This is a genomic window from Dyella flava (assembly GCF_016904955.1).
GTDB lineage: Bacteria > Pseudomonadota > Gammaproteobacteria > Xanthomonadales > Rhodanobacteraceae > Dyella_B > Dyella_B flava.
Genome location: NZ_JADIKE010000037.1, coordinates 257021 through 275103, shown reverse-complemented (window position 1 = coordinate 275103; position 18083 = coordinate 257021). Strand labels below are relative to the sequence as shown.

Sequence of the window (18083 nt, the reverse complement as noted above, 5' to 3'; positions counted from 1 at the left end):
AGGGGGGCGCATGAGACTTCAAGATCATATCGATTTCACAACCCTGCAGTGGGTCAAGCCTGAGCTTGACGAGACGCTGTCGCTCGCGCGCCAGGCGCTTGAGTCCTATGTGGACAACCCCGGCGAACGCGAGGCCATGCGCTCCTGCGCGGACAACCTGCACCTGGTGCAGGGGACCTTGCGCATGGTGGAGCTGTATGGCGCGGCGATGGTCGCCGAAGAGATGGAAACACTCGCCATCTCGCTGCTCGAAGACCATGTACGCAATCGCGAGGACGCCTATGCCGCGCTGATGCGTGGCCTGATGCAGCTGCCTGACTACCTGGAGCGTCTTTCCAGCGGTCACCGCGACGTGCCGGTGGTGCTGCTGCCGCTGCTCAACGAACTGCGCGCCAGCCGCGAGCAGGATGCGCTGAGCGAATCGGCATTGTTCACGCCCAATCTCGAAGCGCCGCTGCCGCCGCAGGCTCCCGCGCCGGCCAACGCTGCCGACGCGGCGCGCAACAAGGCTGAAATCGGCGAGCTGCGCCTGCGCTTCCAGCAGCAGATGCTGGCCTGGTTCCGTGGCCAGGGCGCACAGCATCAGCTGGCCGCGATGCGCAAGACGCTGACCGCGATCACCGCGCGTTGCGTGACCGTCCCCGGTCGCCGCCTGTGGTGGATTGCGGCCGGCATCCTGGAAGGTCTCGATCACGGCATGCTGAAGAACCATGCCGCTGAAGTGCGTCAATTGATCGGCCGTGTCGATCGCAGCATCCGTTCGTTGATCGACCATGGCGAGGAAAGCCTGCAAGGCGGTGACGCCGACGATCTGGCACGCAAGCTGCTCTACATCGTCGCGCAATCCAAGCAGCGCACTGCGCAGATGGCGCAGCTTGCACAGACCTACAACCTTGACGGTCTGGTGCCTGACGCGACCGAACTGGAACATGCGCGCGGCTCGATGGCCGGTCACAACCGTGCGTTGCTCGACTCGGTCGCGCGCGCGCTGAAAGACGACCTGCTGCGCGTGAAGGAAGCGCTGGACCTGTTCCTGCGCCAGCCCGATGCCGATCCGGCTCAGCTCGGCGCGCAGGCCGAGGTGCTCGAACGGGTCGGCGATACGCTCGGCATGCTGGCGCTCAACGTGCCGCGCCGCGTGATCAACGAACAGCGCCGCGTGCTGGAAGAAGTCGCCAACCGGATGCGCAGCCCTGACGAAGAGTCGCTGCTCGACGTGGCCGGTGCGCTGCTTTATGTCGAAGCTTCGCTGGACGACCACATCGAAAGCCTGGGCGCGGACAACGCGCCGGCCGAGGAGTCGCATTCGCCCGCCATGCTGCCGCGCAGCGAGGCGCGGCATATTCTCGCCACGCTGATGAACGAAGCCGTGGCCAACACCGGCAAGGTGAAGGGCGGCATCGTCGCCTTCGTGGAATCCGGCTGGCAGCACGGGGAACTGAACGGCATGCCGGCGCTGATGGATGAAGTCGCAGGCGCCATGCGCATGCTTTCTTCGCCGCGTCCGGCGCAGATTGCCGAAGGCGTAGGCCGTTTCATCGGCAATGAGCTGTGCGTGGACCAGCGCGTGCCCAGCAGCGCGCAAATGGACCAGCTTGCCGATGCGCTGGCTGCACTTGAGTACTACCTCGAAGCCGCCCGCGAACATCGTGGCGGGCTGGAACACATTCTGGACGTCGCCGAGCACAGCCTCGGTGGACTCGGCTACTGGCCGCCGCCGCTGGCCAAGGCCATGCCGGAGCCGATCGCAGAAGTGCAGGCTCCGCACGCCGAAGCACCAGCGCCGGCCTTGAACGAGCCGGTCAGCCTGGTGCACGGCGAGGACGCCAGCGAGCTGTTTATCGGCAGCAGCGAAACACCGGCGCCGGTCGCACACGACATCACCGGCCTGCATCTGGTCGAAACCGAAACACGCTCGCATCCATCGGCGGCGGAAGCCGACGAAGACTGGATCGAGATCGAGGAAGAAATCGAAGAGCAGGTCGCCAGCGCCGATCCGCTGGCTCCAACGGCGGGCTTCCAGGCCAGCACCGAAGGCATCGACGACGACATCCGCGAGATCTTCCTGGAGGAAATGCAGGAAGAGATCAACAACTTGCAGCATGGCCTGCACAGCTGGATGGCCGATCCGGCCCAGCTCACCGAGCTGACGCCGATCCGCCGTTCGTTCCACACGCTGAAGGGCTCCGGCCGCCTGGTTGGCGCCAGTGTGCTCGGTGAATTCGCCTGGCGCGTGGAGAACATGCTCAACCGTGTGCTCGACGGCACCGTCCAGCCGCACGATGGCGTACAGGCGCTGGTCGGTCGCGCCATCGATGCGTTGCCGCAACTGCTGGCGATGCTGAGAGATGGCGTCGTGCCGACGGCGCCGCTCAGCGCCATCATGCAGACTGCCGATCAGCTGGCGGCTGGCGAGCACGCCAGCGTCGAACAGTTTGCCGTGAGCGGTGGCACGCAGACCGTGCGTCGTGTGGTGCGCCGTCGCGTACCGCGTGTGGACGCGGTCGCCGATGCCGTTCCGGTCGCTACGCATACCGAACAGTCCGTGGCCGCTTCTCAGCCGGTCGAGGAAGCTCAGGCACCCGCGTTTGTCGAACCGATCCACGAGCCGGTATTGCCGCCGGTCGATCCAGTGCTGCTGGAAATTCTGCGCAGCGAAGTGGCGCAGTATCTGCAGATCATTCGCAACACGGCCGATTTCGCCGACGGCGAGCTGCCGGTCGACGACGGACTGCTGCGTGCCGTGCACACCCTGCATGGCGCCATTGCGATGGTCGAGATTCCATTGCTGATGCATTTGCTGTCGCCACTGGAAAGCTTGCTCAAGCGCCTGCGCGCTGCCGGTCAGCCGCTTTCGACCGAAGGCGTGCGTCTGCTTCGCCAAAGCGCCGACGTGGTGGACGAGGTGATGGCGCAATTCGACGCGCCGCATCCGCAGTTACCGGATGCTTCGGCACTTATCGCCCGCCTGGAACAACTGCGCGATCATCAGCCCGAGCCGCAGATGGCGCATGTGGTGTTCGAGTCGCGTCCGGCCGAGCCATCATCGGTGGTGCCGGAAGCGCACGAAGCCGAGCTGCCCGAGCATTTGGCCTTCGATCAACTGCTCAGCGCCGAACATCATGAGGAACACGTCGAGCACCTCACCTTCGCTCCTCCCGTCGAAGAGCAAGCGCCATCGACGGTGCATGACGAACAGCCCGCCGACGCTCACGACGAAGCCGAACTGCTGGCGGCGCTTGCCGAGCACGAGCCGGACGACGTGGCGGAAACGGCCGAGATGGCCGAGGAAGAAACCGTCGAGCCACTCGCGCATCGCGAGCCCGGCACCAGCACCGAAGAAGACGATTTCGCCGCCTTGCTCGCCAGCCTCGAAGCGCTGGAGCCAGAGCAAGCCGCGACATCGGTTCCGGCTGAGGACGTGGCCGCGCCGGCCGAGCATCACTTCGATATGGAGCACGTCGCAGCGAACGACGAGCCGGTCGAGGAATCCACCATCCATGCGCCGGCCGACGAGACGCCTGCGCTGGAAGAAGCCGAGCTTGAAGAAGCGCCGTACATCGAGCCTGAGATTGAGGAACCGGTAGCAGAAGTCCAGCACCGAGCCGAACCGCTTGCCGAGCCTGAAACGGCACATGCGGCTGAGCCTGCCGCCGCGGCCGATGTTCCGCATGAGGTTGTGGAAGCGGTGCCGGTTGGCGAGCTGATGAACTTCAGCCATATCGATCCCGACCTGTTGGAGATCTTCAGCGAAGAAGCGCGCGAAATTCTCGATGACGCCGACGGGGTGCTGGCCAAGTGGCATGCCGAGCCGACCGAAGTCGTGCACATGAACGGTCTGCTGCGTGCGCTGCATACGCTCAAGGGCGGCGCGCGTATCGCCGGCGTGACGCCGGTGGGCGATCTCAGCCATGCGATTGAAAGCATGCTGGAGCGTTCGCACAACATCGATCCGCAACGCACCGGCCCGCTGATCGCCACGCTCGAGGCTGCTTTCGACCAGATGCACGGTCTCGTGCAGCGCGTGTCGCAGGGCAAGGCCATCGCCTATCCGCAGGCGATGATCGAGCTGCTGCAGGGCGGTGTGGCCGCGGTCGAGCCGTCGCCGCAGGAAGCCGTCGCTGAAGCGCCCTTGCAAGAAGAGCCCGTCGCTGCCCCAGCCCCCGCGCCGCAGCCCTTGTCGGAGCTGGATTTGCCTGCGCTGCTGCCGGCCGAAGAACCGCTGCAGGAAGAAACCGCGCGTGTTGCGCAGGAACAGATCCGCGTCCGCGCCGATCTGCTCGACAGCCTCGTCAACAACGCCGGCGAGGTGGCCATCTACCGTTCGCGTCTGGAGCAGCAGGTTTCGGCCTACCGCTTCAACCTGGTCGAACTGGAGCAGACCGTGTCGCGTCTGCGCGGCCAGCTGCGCATGCTGGAAATCGAAACCGAAGCGCAGATCATCGCGCGCTTCCAGCGCGAACACCGCGAAGCCGGCATCGGCGTGTTCGATCCGCTCGAACTGGACCGTTTCTCCCAGTTGCAGCAGTACTCGCGTGCGCTGGCCGAATCGGTATCGGACTTGGTGTCGATCCAGAACATGCTGGACGAACTCACCCGTCAGGCGGAAACGCTGCTGATCCAGCAGTCGCGCGTCAGTTCGGAATTGCAGGAAGGTTTGCTGCGTACACGCATGCTGCCGTTCGACACCATGGTGCCGAACCTGCGCCGCACACTGCGCCAGGCCGCCCAGGAAGAAGGCAAGAGCGCCCAGCTGTATGTAGAAGGCGCGCACGGCGAAATGGACCGCAACCTGCTCGATCGCATCAAGGCACCGTTCGAGCACATGCTGCGTAACGCCGTGGCGCACGGTATCGAGTCGCCGGAAGATCGTCGCAAGTTCAAGAAGCCCGAAGAGGGCGCCGTACGCATCCGCGTGGCCCGCGAAGCCACCGAGGTGGTGGTGCGCGTGAGCGATGACGGCCGTGGTCTGGACCGCGAGGCAATCCGCAACCGCGCGATCGAACGCGGCCTGGTGCGCTCGGAAACCCGTCTCAGCGACGACCAGTTGCTGGCGCTGATCACCCAGACCGGTTTCTCCACCGCGAGCACCGTGACCCAGCTCGCCGGCCGCGGCGTGGGCATGGACGTGGTGGCCAACGAGATCAAGCAGCTCGGCGGCTCGCTGGCCATCGAATCGCGTCAGGGCGAAGGCACCACCTTCGTGCTGCGTCTGCCGTTCACCCTCGCGGTGACGCAGGCGATCATGGTGCGCGTCGGCGAATCCACCTTCGCCATCCCGATGACCTCGGTGCAAGGTGTGGCGCGCATCAGTCCGGATGAACTGGCGCAACGCATGGCGGACGACAATCCGCAGTTCGAATACAACGGCGAGGACTACGGCATCCACGACCTGGCCGGCTTGTTGGGCCTGGTGGCCGGCCATGTCGGCGACGAAGAACAATTGCCGCTGCTGCTGACCCGCTCCGGCGAATTGCGTGCTGCGATCCGTATCGACGCGGTGATCGGCTCACGCGAAATCGTGGTGAAGTCGGTGGGCCCGCAGGTGAGCTCGGTACCGGGCATTCTCGGCGCCACCATCATGGGCGATGGCTCGGTGCTGGTGATTCTGGATCTGGCCCCGCTGGTGCGTCATGGTCTCAGCCGCCGCGAACAGCGACTGGCGGAAGGCTTGGAGCATGCAACCACGGCGCCGGTCGTCGAGGATGTGCGCACCCGACCGCTGGTGATGGTGGTGGACGATTCGATCACCATGCGCAAGGTCACCGGCCGCGTGCTGGAGCGTCACGAATACGAGGTGGAAACCGCGAAGGACGGCCTCGACGCCATCGAGAAACTGCATGAGCGCGTGCCCGACCTGATGCTGCTCGACATCGAAATGCCACGCATGGACGGCTTCGAGTTGGCCACCCAGATGAAGGCCGATCCGCGCTTCCGCGGCGTGCCGATCATCATGATCACCTCGCGTACCGGCGAAAAGCATCGTCAGCGCGCGTTCGACATCGGCGTCGAGCGCTACCTCGGCAAGCCGTATCAGGAAGCCGAATTGCTGGCGCAGATCACTGAAGTACTTGAGCAGCACGCGCGGGAGCCGGTGAATGACTGATAAGCGCATCGCGCTGTTTTTCGACGATGCTGATCTAGGTAGTCACCTGCGCACCGCGCTCTCCGAGCATGGTGCGCAGATCGTACACGAAGGTCCGCTAAGCAGTTTCGATGAAGCGAAACTGCGCCAGGCTGGCGTGGATGTGCTGGTGGTCAACCTCGACGATGCCGTGGACGACGCCACGCTTGATCGCATCTACAGCCTGGTCGAATCCGGCGACGTGCCGGTTGTGTTCAACGACGCCCAGGCCAGCCGTAGCCTCGAGGGCTGGGATCGTGCCCGCTGGGCACGTCATCTGGCAGCCAAGACGCTCGATAGCAACATCATCGATCCGCCGCGTCCCGACAATGCGCGCGAGGTCGAGGCGCCGGCTGCCGCACCGATCGATGACGAAACACCAGTGCCGTACACCGAGTCTGTTGATGCGGACGACCCCGCTGCCAGCAACCCATCAGTGTCTGCCGATGCAACCGAGGAACTGCCGCTGGTGCATGACGAATCCGCACCGGATTCGGAAACCCTGGCGGCCGAACTGGAAGCCTTGCTTGCTTCGGATGAAACGACCGGCGAGGCCGAAAGCGAATTCGGCGCGGGCCTGAAGTACAGCACAGAAGAGGAACTGCCGCCGCTGCACGACGGCGACTTCCACTGGCAGGACGACACAGCACACGAAGCCTCTGCCGGACAGGCGGCCGTGGCCGAGCCGGAGGTCGTGGAACCTGAGGCGATCGCGCCTGCGCAGTCGCCGGCTTTCCATATCAACCTCGATCATCTTTCCCTCGCCGACGTCGACGAGGAGTTCAAGCCGCCGGTGATCGAGCGAGCGACGCTTGCCCAGCAGACTCCCGCGCCGACTGCGCCGGAATGGGGTTTTGTGGAAGAAGAGAACCCGGCGGCCGCCGCGGCTGCCGAGGGCGATCACGCCTTCGGCGTCGAGAAGGTCAGCGCTGCCGATTTCCTCGCACCTGATGCAGAGCATGTTGAAGAACATGAGCTGCCGATCGAACCAGGCATGAGCCTGGAACTCGTGTCGATGGAGGAAGCGGTTGCACCCAAAGAGGATTACGAAGTTTACGAGTCGCACCTGCATGAGCTGGACACGGCTTTGGCGCGCCTGCTGGTGCTCGGCGCGGCACACGACAGCCAGACATCGCTGTTGGCGTTTCTGACCGGTTTGCCGGGTGACATCAAGTTGCCGATCCTGTTGACCCAGCACCAGAACAAGCAGTCGGCCGAAGAGCTGGCGCAATCGCTGGCAGCGCGAAGCGCGCTGCCGGTCAAGGTCGCAGCAGCAGGCTCGCGTGCCCGTGTTGGCGAAGTGCTGGTGGTGCCGCGCGGACAGCAGGTGCGTGTATTGCGCGATGGCCGCGTGGAACTCAGTGCGGTGGACGAGGAGCTCAGTGAACAGTCGCCGTCCATCGACAGCAGCTTCACGATGGCCGCGAATGTGTTTGGCCGCAATGCGCTGGCGATCGTGTTTGCCGGCAATGCCACTGACGCGGTGGCCGGCGCACAGGCCATTCATGATCGCGGTGGACAGGTCTGGGTCGAGTCGTCCGGCAGCGACCGCTTCAGCGATATGGTCAATGGTGTGCTGGCCGAGCGTCTGGCCAGCTTTTCCGGCTCGCCGCAAGAGCTCGCGGTGCGCCTGGTGGAGGACTTCCGATGAGCGAACAGCCACTACCCCGTGAAATCCGCTGCGTGCTGGTGCCAGTCGGCAATCTGCGTCTGCTGCTGCCTAACGCCACCGTGGCGGAAGTCATCACCCTTACGACGCCCGAACCGGTTGCCGGCGCGCCGGAGTGGCTGCTCGGCCGCATCTCGTGGCGTGGCTGGCGCGTGCCGCTGGTTTCGTTCACCAAGCTGGCCGGCGCTGAGGAAGGCGATACCGAGCTCAGCATGCGCGTCGCCGTGCTCAAGGCGCTCGGCGGTAATGCAGAGCAGCCGTTTGTAGCAGTCCTGACCCAGGGCTTTCCGCGCCTGACCACGCTCAACGCCGAGCTGATCATTCCCACCCACGACGGCAAGCCGCTGCCGCGTGGCGTGAAGGCGCAAGTGCTGGTGCGTGACGACGTGGCGATGATTCCGGATCTGGAAGGGATCGAAAGCGAAGTTTACGAGTTGCTGCAGCAGGCGAGCTAAAGCCGTCGGCGCAATCCGTAGGTTGGGTTAGCGCAGCGTAACCCAACGATGTTTGTCGCTTCGATAGAATTCCGTTGGGTTACGCTGCGCTAACCCAACCTACGCAGCGTGTTAGAAGTCGCCGTGGAGTGCCTGCAACGCCGCCAGCGCGGCCAGTCCCGCCGTTTCCGTACGCAAAATCCGCGGCCCCAGGCGCAAGCCTTGAAAACCAGCCTCCTGCAAGGTCGCCACATCGCGGTCGCCCAGTCCACCTTCCGGTCCCACGACCAGCCATCCACCGGCGCCGCCAAAGCGTAGTTCGCGCGCCCGCAATGTGCCTTCAGGCAGCAAGGCCAGACGCAGGGCACCGTCATCGACCAGCGTCTTCAGCCATTCCTGTAACGTCTGCGCCGGCAATACTTCGGGAATTCGTACGCGGCCACTCTGCTCACACGCGCTCGCGGCCACCGCGCGCCAATGCAGCAGGCGTTTCTCGGCACGCGATGCATCGAGCTTTACCTCGGAACGTTCGGTAAACAGTGGCACGATACGGGCAACGCCCAGTTCGGTCGCCTTCTGCACGATCAGATCCATTTTTTCGCCGCGCGCCACGCCCTGCACCAAGGCGAGTGGAAGTGGCGATTCGTTGTCGATCTGCTCGCGATCCTCAATGCGCACCGTAACATCGCGCTTGCCCACGGAAATCAAGGTCGCGGCATAGTCGTAGCCGTCGCCGTTGAAGAGGGTGAGCATGTCGCCCGCATTCATGCGCAGCACGCGTACCACATGTTCAGCGGCCTGCAGCGGCAACGCCAGTTCGGCGGCCAGGGACAGCGGTTGATCGACGTGGATGCGGGTGCTGCGCATACGGATTCGAGATATCAGATAGACCATCCAGCATACAACCTGCCGTGTCCGGCTGTTCATTCATCTGAATATGAATGGCCGTCTTTATCGCTAGCCCTTGCAGGCGTCGTGGCGCCGTATCAGCATGGCGAGTGACCGATACAGACTCGCTTTTCCCCGTCTGGCGAGCAGGAGGTTACCCATGTCCAAGCTAGTTACCGTCGTCGTCCTGTTGACGGCCGCCGGTTTTGCCACAGCGATCCGTGCTGCGCCGCAGAACAGCGCGGCTACCCAGCAACCGGCCGCCACCTCGGCTGCCGCTTCGAACAATCATTCGCCGATCAAGCCGGGCGACCGCAATTGCCTGCATGACACCGGCAGCCTGATCCCGGCCAAGAAAGGCCAGTGCCTGCCGGTGACCGGCCGCAGCTACAGCAAGAAAGACATCGACAGCACCGGCGAAACCAATTTGGGACCGGCGTTGCAGAAGCTGGATCCGGCCATAACGATTCACGGCAACGGATACTGAGGCAGGAGAGAGAAAATAGGAGTGAGAAAAGAGAGTGCCGTCGCTCTCTCTCACTCCTCACTCCTCACTCCTCACTCCTCTCCACTCACTTCTAGCTCCTAGCTCCGCACGGCAAGAGCAATACCCTCATTCGCCACGTGAACGAGGTGATCGATATCGCTCTCGCTCACCACGTAAGGCGGCATGAAATAAATCACATTGCCTAACGGCCGTAGCAACGCGCCGTTTTGCAGGCCATGCAGATAGACACGCAAGCCGCGTCGCTCTTCCGCCGGGAAAGGACGGCGCGTTGTTTTATCTGCCACCAGTTCCACGGCGGCAATCATGCCCTGCTGGCGCACGTCGGCGACGTGCGGATGATCGCGGAACGGCTCCAGCCGTTTGGCAAGATGCGCCGCTAGCACACGGTTACGTTCCAGCACGGGTTCATCACGGAAAATCGCCAGCGTTTCGAGCGCCGCACGACAGGCCAGCGGATTGCCGGTGTAGCTGTGCGAATGCAGAAAAGCTTTCCCCGCGTTGTACTCGGCGTAAAACGCATCGTAGACATGCTGGGTAGTAAGCACCACGGAGAGTGGCAAGGTGCCGCCGGTGAGCCCCTTGGACAGGCACATGAAGTCCGGCGTCACGCCGGCCTGTTCGCAGGCGAACATCGTGCCGGTGCGGCCGAAGCCCACGGCGATTTCGTCGGCGATGAAATGCACGTTGTACTCATCGCACAACGCGCGCAGCCCGCTGAGATAACACGGGTGATACATGCGCATGCCACCCGCGCACTGCACGAGTGGTTCGACGATCACCGCGCAGGTTTCATGTGCATGCTGTTCCAGCAACACACGCATGGCTTCGAGCCGGCGCGTTGCGGTTTGTTCGGGCGACTCCCCAGGCGCTCCCTCGTAAGCGTCCGGCGAAGGCGCAAGCAGAGGCGTGAGCAGCAGCGGCGCGTAGGTTTTGCGATACAGCGCGACATCGCTGACGGACAGGGCGCCGAGTGTTTCGCCGTGATAGCTGCCGGTCAGCGCGATAAAGCGGGTCTTTTCGCCGTGCCCCTGGTTGAGCCAGTAGTGGAAGCTCATCTTCAGCGCCACTTCAATCGCAGCCGAACCATTGTCTGCGAAGAACACCTTGTCGAGTCCGGCCGGCGTGATCTTCACCAGTTGCTCGGCCAGCTCGATCGCCGGTGGATGGGTAAAGCCGGCAAAGATCACGTGCTCCAGTGTTTTCGCCTGCTCGGCCAGTCCGGCGGCGATGCGCGGATGGGCGTGGCCGAACAGATTGGTCCACCACGAGCTGATGCCGTCCAGGTAGCGGCGGCCTTCGGCATCGATCAGCCAGGGGCCTTCGCCCCGCACGATCGGCACCATGGGAACATGCTGGTGGTCATGCATCTGGGTGCAGGGGTGCCAGATGTGTTGGAGATCGCGCCGGGCAAGGGCGGCATTGGCGTCATGGGGCTGGGTCATCCGGCTATGATCGGGGCAGTGGCGGATGGGCTCAAGGGTGCTGAAATACCTCGCCGTCATGTATCGCTGTCGGCGGCAGCGCCCATTCTGGAAACGGATTTAATGAAACCTCTGCGTGCACTGCTCACCGGCCTGGCCGTGTTTCTTATCGCATTGGCCCTGCTGGTGTGGTTCATGCCCGCACGCCTGGCCCTGTCCCTGATGCAATCGCGATTGCACGGACTGAAATTCGATCGGATTGGCGGCACGCTGTGGCAGGGTCACGCCGGGCAGGTATCGACGCCGGCCGGCACCGCCCTGGGCAGTCTTGCCTGGACACTTTCACGGCGCGCTTTGCTTGGCGATGTGCAAATCGGCATCGATTTGCGGCAGCCGCAACTTCAATTGCAGGCAAAGATGCATCGCATCTCCGATACGCAGGAAGACTGGCACGACATCACCTTGCATGCCGATATGGCGCAACTCGGCGTGCAGGCGTTGTTCAACGGCCAGCCGCAAGGCCAGCTTGATCTGCATGTCACGCAAGCATTGCTGCAGGGCCAATGGCCGATGCAGGCCGATGCCTCTGGCGTCTGGTCCCATGCGGCAGTGCGCACGGCGCAAGGAACGATTCCTCTTGGAACGATGCGGCTCACGATTCTCGGCGAGTCTGGTGCGTTGAAGGCGGCGCTTGATGATGATGGCCGCGGTTCCTTGCAGACGGCTGGACGGCTATCTTTTAGTCCATTGGGCTGGGATCTGAGCATGAATCTGAAACCGCGTAGCGAAAATCCAGCGCTTCTGCACTGGTTAGACGGCTTTGGCACGCCCGCGGCGGACGGCAGCGTACAACTCCGCTATCGTGGAGGCTTGGCCCAATTCAACACGGCAACAGGAAATCCATGAACGACCAGCGATGGGGTGCTGCACTCAGCGCAGCGCGGGAAGCCGCGGACGCTGCCGCCGAAGTCATTCGGCATTATTGGCAGCGTGGGGTCGATATCGAGATCAAGTCTGATGCCACTCCCGTGACCATCGCCGATCGCGAGGCGGAACAGGCCATCCGGGCCATCCTCGCTCCGGTCTTGCCGGATGCGGCTATCTATGGCGAGGAATTTGGTCTGGATGGCCGTCGCGATGGACTGCTGTGGCTGGTCGATCCGCTGGATGGCACCAAGAGTTTCGTACGGCGCACACCGTTTTTTTCAACGCAAATTGCGTTGATGGACAAGGGTGAACTGGTGCTTGGCGTATCCAGCGCGCCGATCTACGGTGAAACCATGTGGGCCAGCGCCGGCGACGGCGCATGGTTAAACGGTGAGCGCGTACAGGTGGCATCCACTTCCGAGATGGCGCAGGCCTCGATCTCCACCGGCAACGTCAAGACGCTTACCAGCGACGCGCGCTGGCAGGCGCTGGGTGCCTTGATCCGCGACAGCAACCGCATTCGCGGCTACGGTGATTTCTGCCATTACCACCTGCTGGCCCGTGGTGGTCTGGATCTGGTGATCGAGTCCGACGTCAACATTCTTGACATCGCCCCCTTGGCGGTAATCGTGCGCGAGGCCGGCGGCGTGTTTACCGATCTGCAAGGCCAGCCGTTGACCCTCGACACCCGTAGCGTATTGGCCGGTACGCACGCCATCCACGCGCAAGCCCTGCAACGGCTTTCCCTGCCCACCGTGGGGAGCGGGCCAGGGTGAAGGCGCCATCCAGCAAGCCTGGTTATCCGTGCAAGATCGTTCCCGCGTCTTAATCCTCTCCCCAGGTTTCCATGGGGAGAGGGGATAAAACCCCGCTACAATCCCCCGATGCCACACTATCCCATCATTCACGCCAAGTACGATTCGGACGCCAGCAGTTTCCTGCGTGTGGAAAAGGTGGATCTGGAGTTTTCCAACGGCGAGCACCGCACCTACGAACGCCTGAAAGGCAGCGGCCTGGGCGCGGTGATCATCGTGCCGATGATCGATGACGAAACCGTTCTGTTGGTGCGCGAATACGGCGTGGGCGTGGAGCGTTACGAGTTGGGCTTGCCCAAGGGGCGGCTCGATCGTGATGAAACGGTGGAGCAGGGTGCCAATCGCGAGCTGAAGGAAGAAGTCGGTTATGGCGCTCGCTCGCTCAAGATCCTGCACAACCTGTCCTTGTCGCCGTCCTACATGACCCATATGGCGCATGTGGTGCTGGCGCAGGATCTGTATCCGGAAAGCCTGCCTGGCGACGAACCCGAGCCGCTGGAAGTGGTGCCGTGGAAACTCGCCGATCTGCACAGCCTGGTCTCGCGTGACGACGTCACCGAAGGCCGTTCCATCGCAGCGCTGTTTCTGGCGCGCGAATACCTAGCCGGACGTCTACAGCGAACCTGATGAGCAACGGACCCGACCATTCCCTCCTGCTTGAGATTGGCCTGCTGGCGCGCCGCGCCGGCGAGGCCATCATGGACATCTATCGCGAAGATTTCGATGTCGAAGTCAAGGAAGATTGTTCGCCGCTTACCGCGGCGGATCTGGCTGCACAAAAGGTGATCGCCGCCGGTCTTGCGCAGCTTGATCCGGTGCTGCCGGTGGTGTCGGAAGAAGCCAGCCACTCGCCCTGGGAACAGCGCCGGCAATGGTCGCGCTACTGGCTGGTCGATCCGCTCGATGGCACGCGTGAATTCATCAAGCGCAACGGCGAGTTCACCGTCAATATCGCGCTTATCGATCAGGGCGAAACGGTGATGGGTGTGGTGCTGGCCCCGGTGACCGAAGAATTGTTTGCCGCCGCGCGTGGATACGGCGCGTGGTGGCAGGTACAGGCCGATGCCGAATGGGAACGCATCTCCAGCCGCGCCTTGGCCAATCCGCCAGTGGCCGCCGGCAGTCGCTCGCACGGCGGCATGGCGGAAACCGCCATGCGCCGCCTGCTGGGCGAGGAATACCACCTGCAACCGCTGGGCTCGTCGCTCAAGTTCTGCCTGCTGGCGCGCGGTGCTGCCGATGTCTATCTGCGCCGTGGCCCTACCAGCGAATGGGATACCGCCGCCGCACAGTGTGTGCTGGAGGAGGCCGGCGGTGCCGTGCTCGACCTGACCGGCAAGCCATTGCGCTACAACCGTGGGGAATCGCTGATCAATCCCGAGTTCCTGGCGGTGGGCGATACGGGCATCGACTGGCCGGCGCGTATACGCGGCGCTTTAGGAGTGAGTGGAGAGGAGTGAGAGAAGAGCATGCTCTTCGTGGCGCCTCTCCGTTGCTCTTCGTTCGCTACATAAAAAGCGCGTAAGCATCGCCAATGCGATGGCTTTCTCTCACTCCTCACTCCTCTCCACTCACTCCTAAGCCTTATGACCCGCCACAGCCTCGCCGACCTGCTAGCCATCATGGCTCGCCTGCGCGATCCCGAACGGGGTTGCCCGTGGGATGTGAAGCAGGATTTCAGCACCATTGCTCCCTATACGGTCGAGGAAGCCTACGAAGTCGCCGACGCCATCGACCGCCGCGACTGGCACGATTTGCGCGATGAACTGGGCGATCTGCTGTTGCAGGTGGTCTTTCACGCGCAGATGGCGCAGGAGCAAGGACTGTTCGATTTTGACGATGTCGCGCACACCATCAGCGACAAGATGCTGCGCCGCCATCCGCATGTTTTTGGCGATGTCACCTACGCCGACCTTGACGAGCAGAAGCGGGCCTGGGATGACATCAAGGCGCGCGAACGCGCCGCCAAGGGCGACACTCAGGACAGCAGCGTGCTGGCCGGTGTGTCGCGCGGCCAGCCCGAATGGCAGCGTGCACTCAAGCTGCAGCAGCGTGCCGCCACGGTAGGTTTCGATTGGCCGGATCACCGTCCGGTGATCGAAAAGCTGCACGAAGAATTGGCCGAAGTGGATGCCGAATTCGCCGCCGGTGCCGATCCGGCGCGGTTGGAAGACGAGATCGGCGATGTGCTGTTTGTGGCGGTGAACCTGGCCCGGCACGCCCGCGTGGATTTCGTCCGGGCGCTGAAACATGCCAATGCGAAATTCGAGCGCCGGTTTCGACGCATGGAGCAACTGGCGAGCGAGGCTGGGAAGCCTTTGTCGGCTTCCGACCTTCCCGCGCAAGAAGCGCTTTGGCAGCGCGCCAAGACGGAGGAACCCAAGCTTTAAGCACTTCTCTTCCGGGGTTCTTTAGGGCATAGGTACACGTGCTGGGGCTGGCCCCGCCGTCGTTCCGGCGCAGGCAGGCGGACCAGTCAGGCTTTCAACCTTTGCGGTCCGCCAGGCATCAGAACACTCGTACAACCACCGGAGATTCCGCATGCGCCGCCTACTCGTTCTTTTGCCCCTGCTGTTGATTTCCCTGACAGCGGCTGCGGATGAATGCCGTTATTCGGCGCCGCGCAATCTGCACGATGACCTGTCCGGCGTGCGTGGCGTGCAGATCGAACTGCACAGTCACGATATGCATCTGATCGGCAGCGGCAGCTCCAGCTCGCTGGAACTCACCGGCCGCGCCTGCGCGTCATCGCAGAGCGCGCTGGACAATTTGCAGGTGTCTTCGCACCGCGAAGGCGATCAGTTGATTATCGATGTCGGCGGCAAAAGTGCCATCAATATCAGCCTGTTCGGGGTGTCTTACGAGGAACTGGACCTGCAGATCCAGCTTCCGGCGACCATGCCGGTGTCGGTCAACGATGGCTCCGGCGACGCGTATATCAGCGGCCTGGCCCAGCTCGATGTGCAAACCGGTTCGGGTGACCTGCACATCAGCAATATTTCCGGTGCGGTAAGCGTGGTCACCGGCTCCGGTGACGTGGATATTGCCGAGATTGGCAGTTTGCGTGCGGGCTCAGTCGGTTCCGGCGATCTCAAGGCACGATCCATCAAGAGCGATGTGCATATCGGCAGCGTCGGTTCGGGCGATGTGGAGCTGGATCAGGTGGGCGGCAGCGTCGACGTGGGGACACTCGGCTCCGGCGACCTTACCGTAAGCAATGTGCGCGGCGACCTCACGGTTGGCGCGAAGGGCAGCGGCGACGTCACGCACAGGAATATCGGCGGCAAGATCAACGTGCCGCATGACGACGATGATTAACCCAGCAGGTAAGCCGCCAGATACACCAGTGGCGCGCAGACCAGCAAAAACGGAATCGATACTTCATGAAACAGCCGCATCGCATGCGGCTGTTTTGCCAGGCGCAAGGCGATCAAATTCGCCAGCGATCCGATCACGACGCCGAAGCCGCCGACGTTCACCGCTACCGCCAGCGCCAGCGCATTCGGGCCGCGATCCAGCAGCAAAACGGTAGCCGGTACATTGCTGATGAGCTGCGAACTGATAATGCCGCCGAGGTAAAGCGCCAGCGGCTGGTTGAAATCGATGTGGTCCAGCGCGTGCTCGACCGCCGGCAGCGCCGCAAAATGGCCCAGGCCGAGAAAAATCGCGGCAAAAGTGGCCATCAGCAACCAGTCGATACGTATCAGGCTGCGCCAGGAGAACAGCGCAAACGGCAGCACCAGCAGCAAGGCACCCAACGGTGCGTGTCCATACTCCATCATCAGCACCATCATGACGAGGCTCTCCAACGACAATATCGCCAGTGATACCGATATGGCGTGGCCGTCGAGCCGTTCGGCCTGCAGGGTCACGCGGCCTTGCGGCAGCCAGATCCAGGTCAGGGCGGCAACCAGCACAAACATCACTGCCGCAGCGGGCAGCATGCTGCTGACGAATTTCAGGAAGGGGAGCTGCGCGTGTTGCCAGATCAGCAGATTTTGCGGATTGCCGATCGGGCTCAGCGTGGAACCGGCATTTACCGCCAGCGCCTCCAGCACGGCCATGCGTAGCACGGGCAGGTTGGACATGCCGCCGATCGCCACGGTCAACGGCACGACCAGAAACAGGCTCACGTCGTTGGTCAGTACCATCGACAGCACCGACGTCATGCTGACCAGCAGCAAACCCACACCACGCAGTGTGTGCACACGTGCCACCAGCATGCCGGCGATGCGCTGCACCAGTCCGCTATCGCGAATACCCTGGATGGCGATCATCAGGCCGAGCAGACCGCATAGGGTCGGCCACTGAAGCCAGCGCTGGTAACGCACCAGCGGCTGCGGGTCGATGCAAGCCAGCGCGACGGTCAGTGCGGCGAACAACAACAGCAACCACTCGTGCTTGAGGCGATCCCGCCAATGGCGAGCGGGTGATGAGGGGGAATTCATGCGGATAGGGGCCGGGATGAGTAACGAGGGCGCAGCTTTGCAAGCGTTCGATCATGCATCGGGCTTGCGCCTTCGGCACTTGCCGCTAACCGCGCTGAGGATTCTGGTTCGTGATGCAAATTACCAGTCGCTCAAACCTTCCAGTTCGCAGAGCCGTTTCCAGCTCGGACGCGCACGTACCAGATCTGCCAGCCGTTTCAGTGCCGGCCATTCGGTAGCGGGCCGTGGCATATTGCGCGACCAACGCATCAGCATGATCAGCATCAGGTCGACGCCGGAGAAATCCGCGCCCAGCAGATAAGGGCCATGCGCGGAAAGATGCGCTTCGAGCTGATCCCATACGCTCTCGATCTTGCGCTGCACGGCTGCGCGCAAAGCAGGCGGATGTTCCGCGTTACCCAGTTCGTGCGGGTAGAACCATAAGCGATAGCTCGACATCAGCGCGTTGCTGAGAAACACCATCCACTGCAACCACGCATCACGCGCGGGGTTGCCCGGCGGCGGGATCAGTTTTGCCGCGGGATGCCGCTCGGCAAGCACGGTGAGCAACGCCCCCGACTCATACACCGGCCTTCCGTCGATCACCAAGGTCGGCACCTTGCCACCGGGATTGAGCTTCAGATATTCGGCACTGTGTTGCGCGTCCTTGTCGAAATCGACGTACTCAAGCCGATAGTCCGCGCCGATTTCCAGCAAGGCCAGGTGCACGACCATGCTGGCGGTGCCGGGGGAATAGTAGAGGGTGTACATGCGCACTCCTTGTTGACAAGTATTTCCAATCGTAATGCCGGGCGAGCGGTTACAAGCATCGATGCCACATCGTAATCCAACGAACTTGCGCCTGGCCCC

14 protein-coding genes are annotated in these 18083 nt (G+C 63.0%); 10 read left to right on the top strand and 4 right to left on the bottom strand.

The window, feature by feature from the left end:
* Positions 1–10: 10 nt before the first annotated feature.
* From ISP19_RS14590 to ISP19_RS14580, 3 genes are read left to right on the top strand one after another with little or no spacing between them, the layout of a single operon-like run.
* The gene (locus ISP19_RS14590; protein ID WP_204683138.1) at positions 11–6106 is read left to right on the top strand and encodes an Hpt domain-containing protein; all 6096 of its coding nucleotides are present in this window, start codon (positions 11–13) and stop codon (positions 6104–6106) included.
* Positions 6099–7775, top strand: a complete 1677-nt coding sequence (locus tag ISP19_RS14585; protein ID WP_204683137.1) for a chemotaxis protein CheB — start codon at positions 6099–6101, stop codon at positions 7773–7775. The genes ISP19_RS14590 and ISP19_RS14585 overlap by 8 nt, the downstream gene beginning before the upstream one ends.
* A complete protein-coding gene (locus ISP19_RS14580) occupies positions 7772–8248 on the top strand; it encodes a chemotaxis protein CheW (protein WP_204683136.1) in 477 nt (158 codons plus the stop codon). The genes ISP19_RS14585 and ISP19_RS14580 overlap by 4 nt, the downstream gene beginning before the upstream one ends.
* A gap of 111 nt (positions 8249–8359) precedes the next feature.
* On the opposite strand, the gene ISP19_RS14575 is transcribed toward ISP19_RS14580, so the two are convergent.
* The gene (locus tag ISP19_RS14575) at positions 8360–9094 is read right to left on the bottom strand and encodes a 16S rRNA (uracil(1498)-N(3))-methyltransferase (RefSeq protein ID WP_204683135.1); all 735 of its coding nucleotides are present in this window, start codon (positions 9092–9094) and stop codon (positions 8360–8362) included.
* A gap of 181 nt (positions 9095–9275) precedes the next feature.
* Here ISP19_RS14575 and ISP19_RS14570 point away from each other — a divergent pair, with 181 nt between their 5' ends.
* On the top strand, positions 9276–9602 hold the full coding sequence (locus ISP19_RS14570; RefSeq protein ID WP_204683134.1) for a hypothetical protein: 327 nt from the start codon (positions 9276–9278) through the stop codon (positions 9600–9602).
* Positions 9603–9700: 98 nt separating this feature from the next.
* Here ISP19_RS14570 and ISP19_RS14565 read toward each other — a convergent pair whose 3' ends face one another.
* Entirely contained in the window at positions 9701–11065 is a 1365-nt protein-coding gene (locus tag ISP19_RS14565) for an adenosylmethionine--8-amino-7-oxononanoate transaminase (protein ID WP_204683133.1), read from the bottom strand.
* On the opposite strand from ISP19_RS14565, the gene ISP19_RS14560 reads away from it, so the two are divergent.
* The 6 genes from ISP19_RS14560 to ISP19_RS14535 all read left to right on the top strand — a co-directional run bounded on the left by ISP19_RS14560 (position 10973) and on the right by ISP19_RS14535 (position 16104).
* Entirely contained in the window at positions 10973–11950 is a 978-nt protein-coding gene (locus tag ISP19_RS14560) for a type II secretion system protein N (protein WP_239556828.1), read from the top strand. The genes ISP19_RS14565 and ISP19_RS14560 overlap by 93 nt on opposite strands.
* Positions 11947–12747 carry an inositol monophosphatase family protein gene (locus ISP19_RS14555; protein ID WP_204683131.1) on the top strand — a complete coding sequence of 267 codons (801 nt, stop codon included), beginning with the start codon at positions 11947–11949 and terminating at the stop codon, positions 12745–12747. Before ISP19_RS14560 ends, ISP19_RS14555 begins: the two co-directional genes overlap by 4 nt.
* Before the next feature lie 108 nt (positions 12748–12855).
* Positions 12856–13413, top strand: coding sequence for an ADP compounds hydrolase NudE (gene nudE / locus ISP19_RS14550; RefSeq protein ID WP_204683130.1), 558 nt, complete (start codon positions 12856–12858; stop codon positions 13411–13413).
* Positions 13413–14246 (top strand): 3'(2'),5'-bisphosphate nucleotidase CysQ, encoded by an 834-nt coding sequence (gene cysQ / locus ISP19_RS14545; protein ID WP_204683129.1) that lies wholly within the window; start codon positions 13413–13415, stop codon positions 14244–14246. The genes nudE and cysQ overlap by 1 nt, the downstream gene beginning before the upstream one ends.
* 126 nt (positions 14247–14372) lie before the next feature.
* A complete protein-coding gene (gene mazG, locus ISP19_RS14540) occupies positions 14373–15176 on the top strand; it encodes a nucleoside triphosphate pyrophosphohydrolase (RefSeq protein WP_204683128.1) in 804 nt (267 codons plus the stop codon).
* 151 nt (positions 15177–15327) lie between these two features.
* Complete coding sequence (locus ISP19_RS14535) at positions 15328–16104, top strand: DUF4097 family beta strand repeat-containing protein (protein ID WP_204683127.1); 777 nt, start codon at positions 15328–15330, stop codon at positions 16102–16104.
* On the opposite strand, the gene ISP19_RS14530 is transcribed toward ISP19_RS14535, so the two are convergent.
* Entirely contained in the window at positions 16101–17234 is a 1134-nt protein-coding gene (locus tag ISP19_RS14530; RefSeq protein ID WP_204683126.1) for an SLC13 family permease, read from the bottom strand. The two genes, ISP19_RS14535 and ISP19_RS14530, sit on opposite strands and share 4 nt — an antisense overlap.
* Before the next feature lie 120 nt (positions 17235–17354).
* A complete protein-coding gene (locus tag ISP19_RS14525; RefSeq protein WP_204683125.1) occupies positions 17355–17984 on the bottom strand; it encodes a glutathione S-transferase family protein in 630 nt (209 codons plus the stop codon).
* Positions 17985–18083: the final 99 nt, after the last annotated feature.

Bases quoted from the DNA above. Each gene is read 5' to 3' on its own strand.
- ISP19_RS14590 (WP_204683138.1), top strand. From the start codon at position 11: ATGAGACTTCAAGATCATATCGATTTCACAACCCTGCAGTGGGTCAAG.
- ISP19_RS14585 (WP_204683137.1), top strand. From the start codon at position 6,099: ATGACTGATAAGCGCATCGCGCTGTTTTTCGACGATGCTGATCTAGGT.
- ISP19_RS14580 (WP_204683136.1), top strand. From the start codon at position 7,772: ATGAGCGAACAGCCACTACCCCGTGAAATCCGCTGCGTGCTGGTGCCA.
- ISP19_RS14575 (WP_204683135.1), bottom strand. From the start codon at position 9,094: ATGCGCAGCACCCGCATCCACGTCGATCAACCGCTGTCCCTGGCCGCC.
- ISP19_RS14570 (WP_204683134.1), top strand. From the start codon at position 9,276: ATGTCCAAGCTAGTTACCGTCGTCGTCCTGTTGACGGCCGCCGGTTTT.
- ISP19_RS14560 (WP_239556828.1), top strand. From the start codon at position 10,973: ATGCTGGTGGTCATGCATCTGGGTGCAGGGGTGCCAGATGTGTTGGAG.
- ISP19_RS14565 (WP_204683133.1), bottom strand. From the start codon at position 11,065: ATGACCCAGCCCCATGACGCCAATGCCGCCCTTGCCCGGCGCGATCTC.
- ISP19_RS14555 (WP_204683131.1), top strand. From the start codon at position 11,947: ATGAACGACCAGCGATGGGGTGCTGCACTCAGCGCAGCGCGGGAAGCC.
- nudE (WP_204683130.1), top strand. From the start codon at position 12,856: ATGCCACACTATCCCATCATTCACGCCAAGTACGATTCGGACGCCAGC.
- cysQ (WP_204683129.1), top strand. From the start codon at position 13,413: ATGAGCAACGGACCCGACCATTCCCTCCTGCTTGAGATTGGCCTGCTG.
- mazG (WP_204683128.1), top strand. From the start codon at position 14,373: ATGACCCGCCACAGCCTCGCCGACCTGCTAGCCATCATGGCTCGCCTG.
- ISP19_RS14535 (WP_204683127.1), top strand. From the start codon at position 15,328: ATGCGCCGCCTACTCGTTCTTTTGCCCCTGCTGTTGATTTCCCTGACA.
- ISP19_RS14530 (WP_204683126.1), bottom strand. From the start codon at position 17,234: ATGAATTCCCCCTCATCACCCGCTCGCCATTGGCGGGATCGCCTCAAG.
- ISP19_RS14525 (WP_204683125.1), bottom strand. From the start codon at position 17,984: ATGTACACCCTCTACTATTCCCCCGGCACCGCCAGCATGGTCGTGCAC.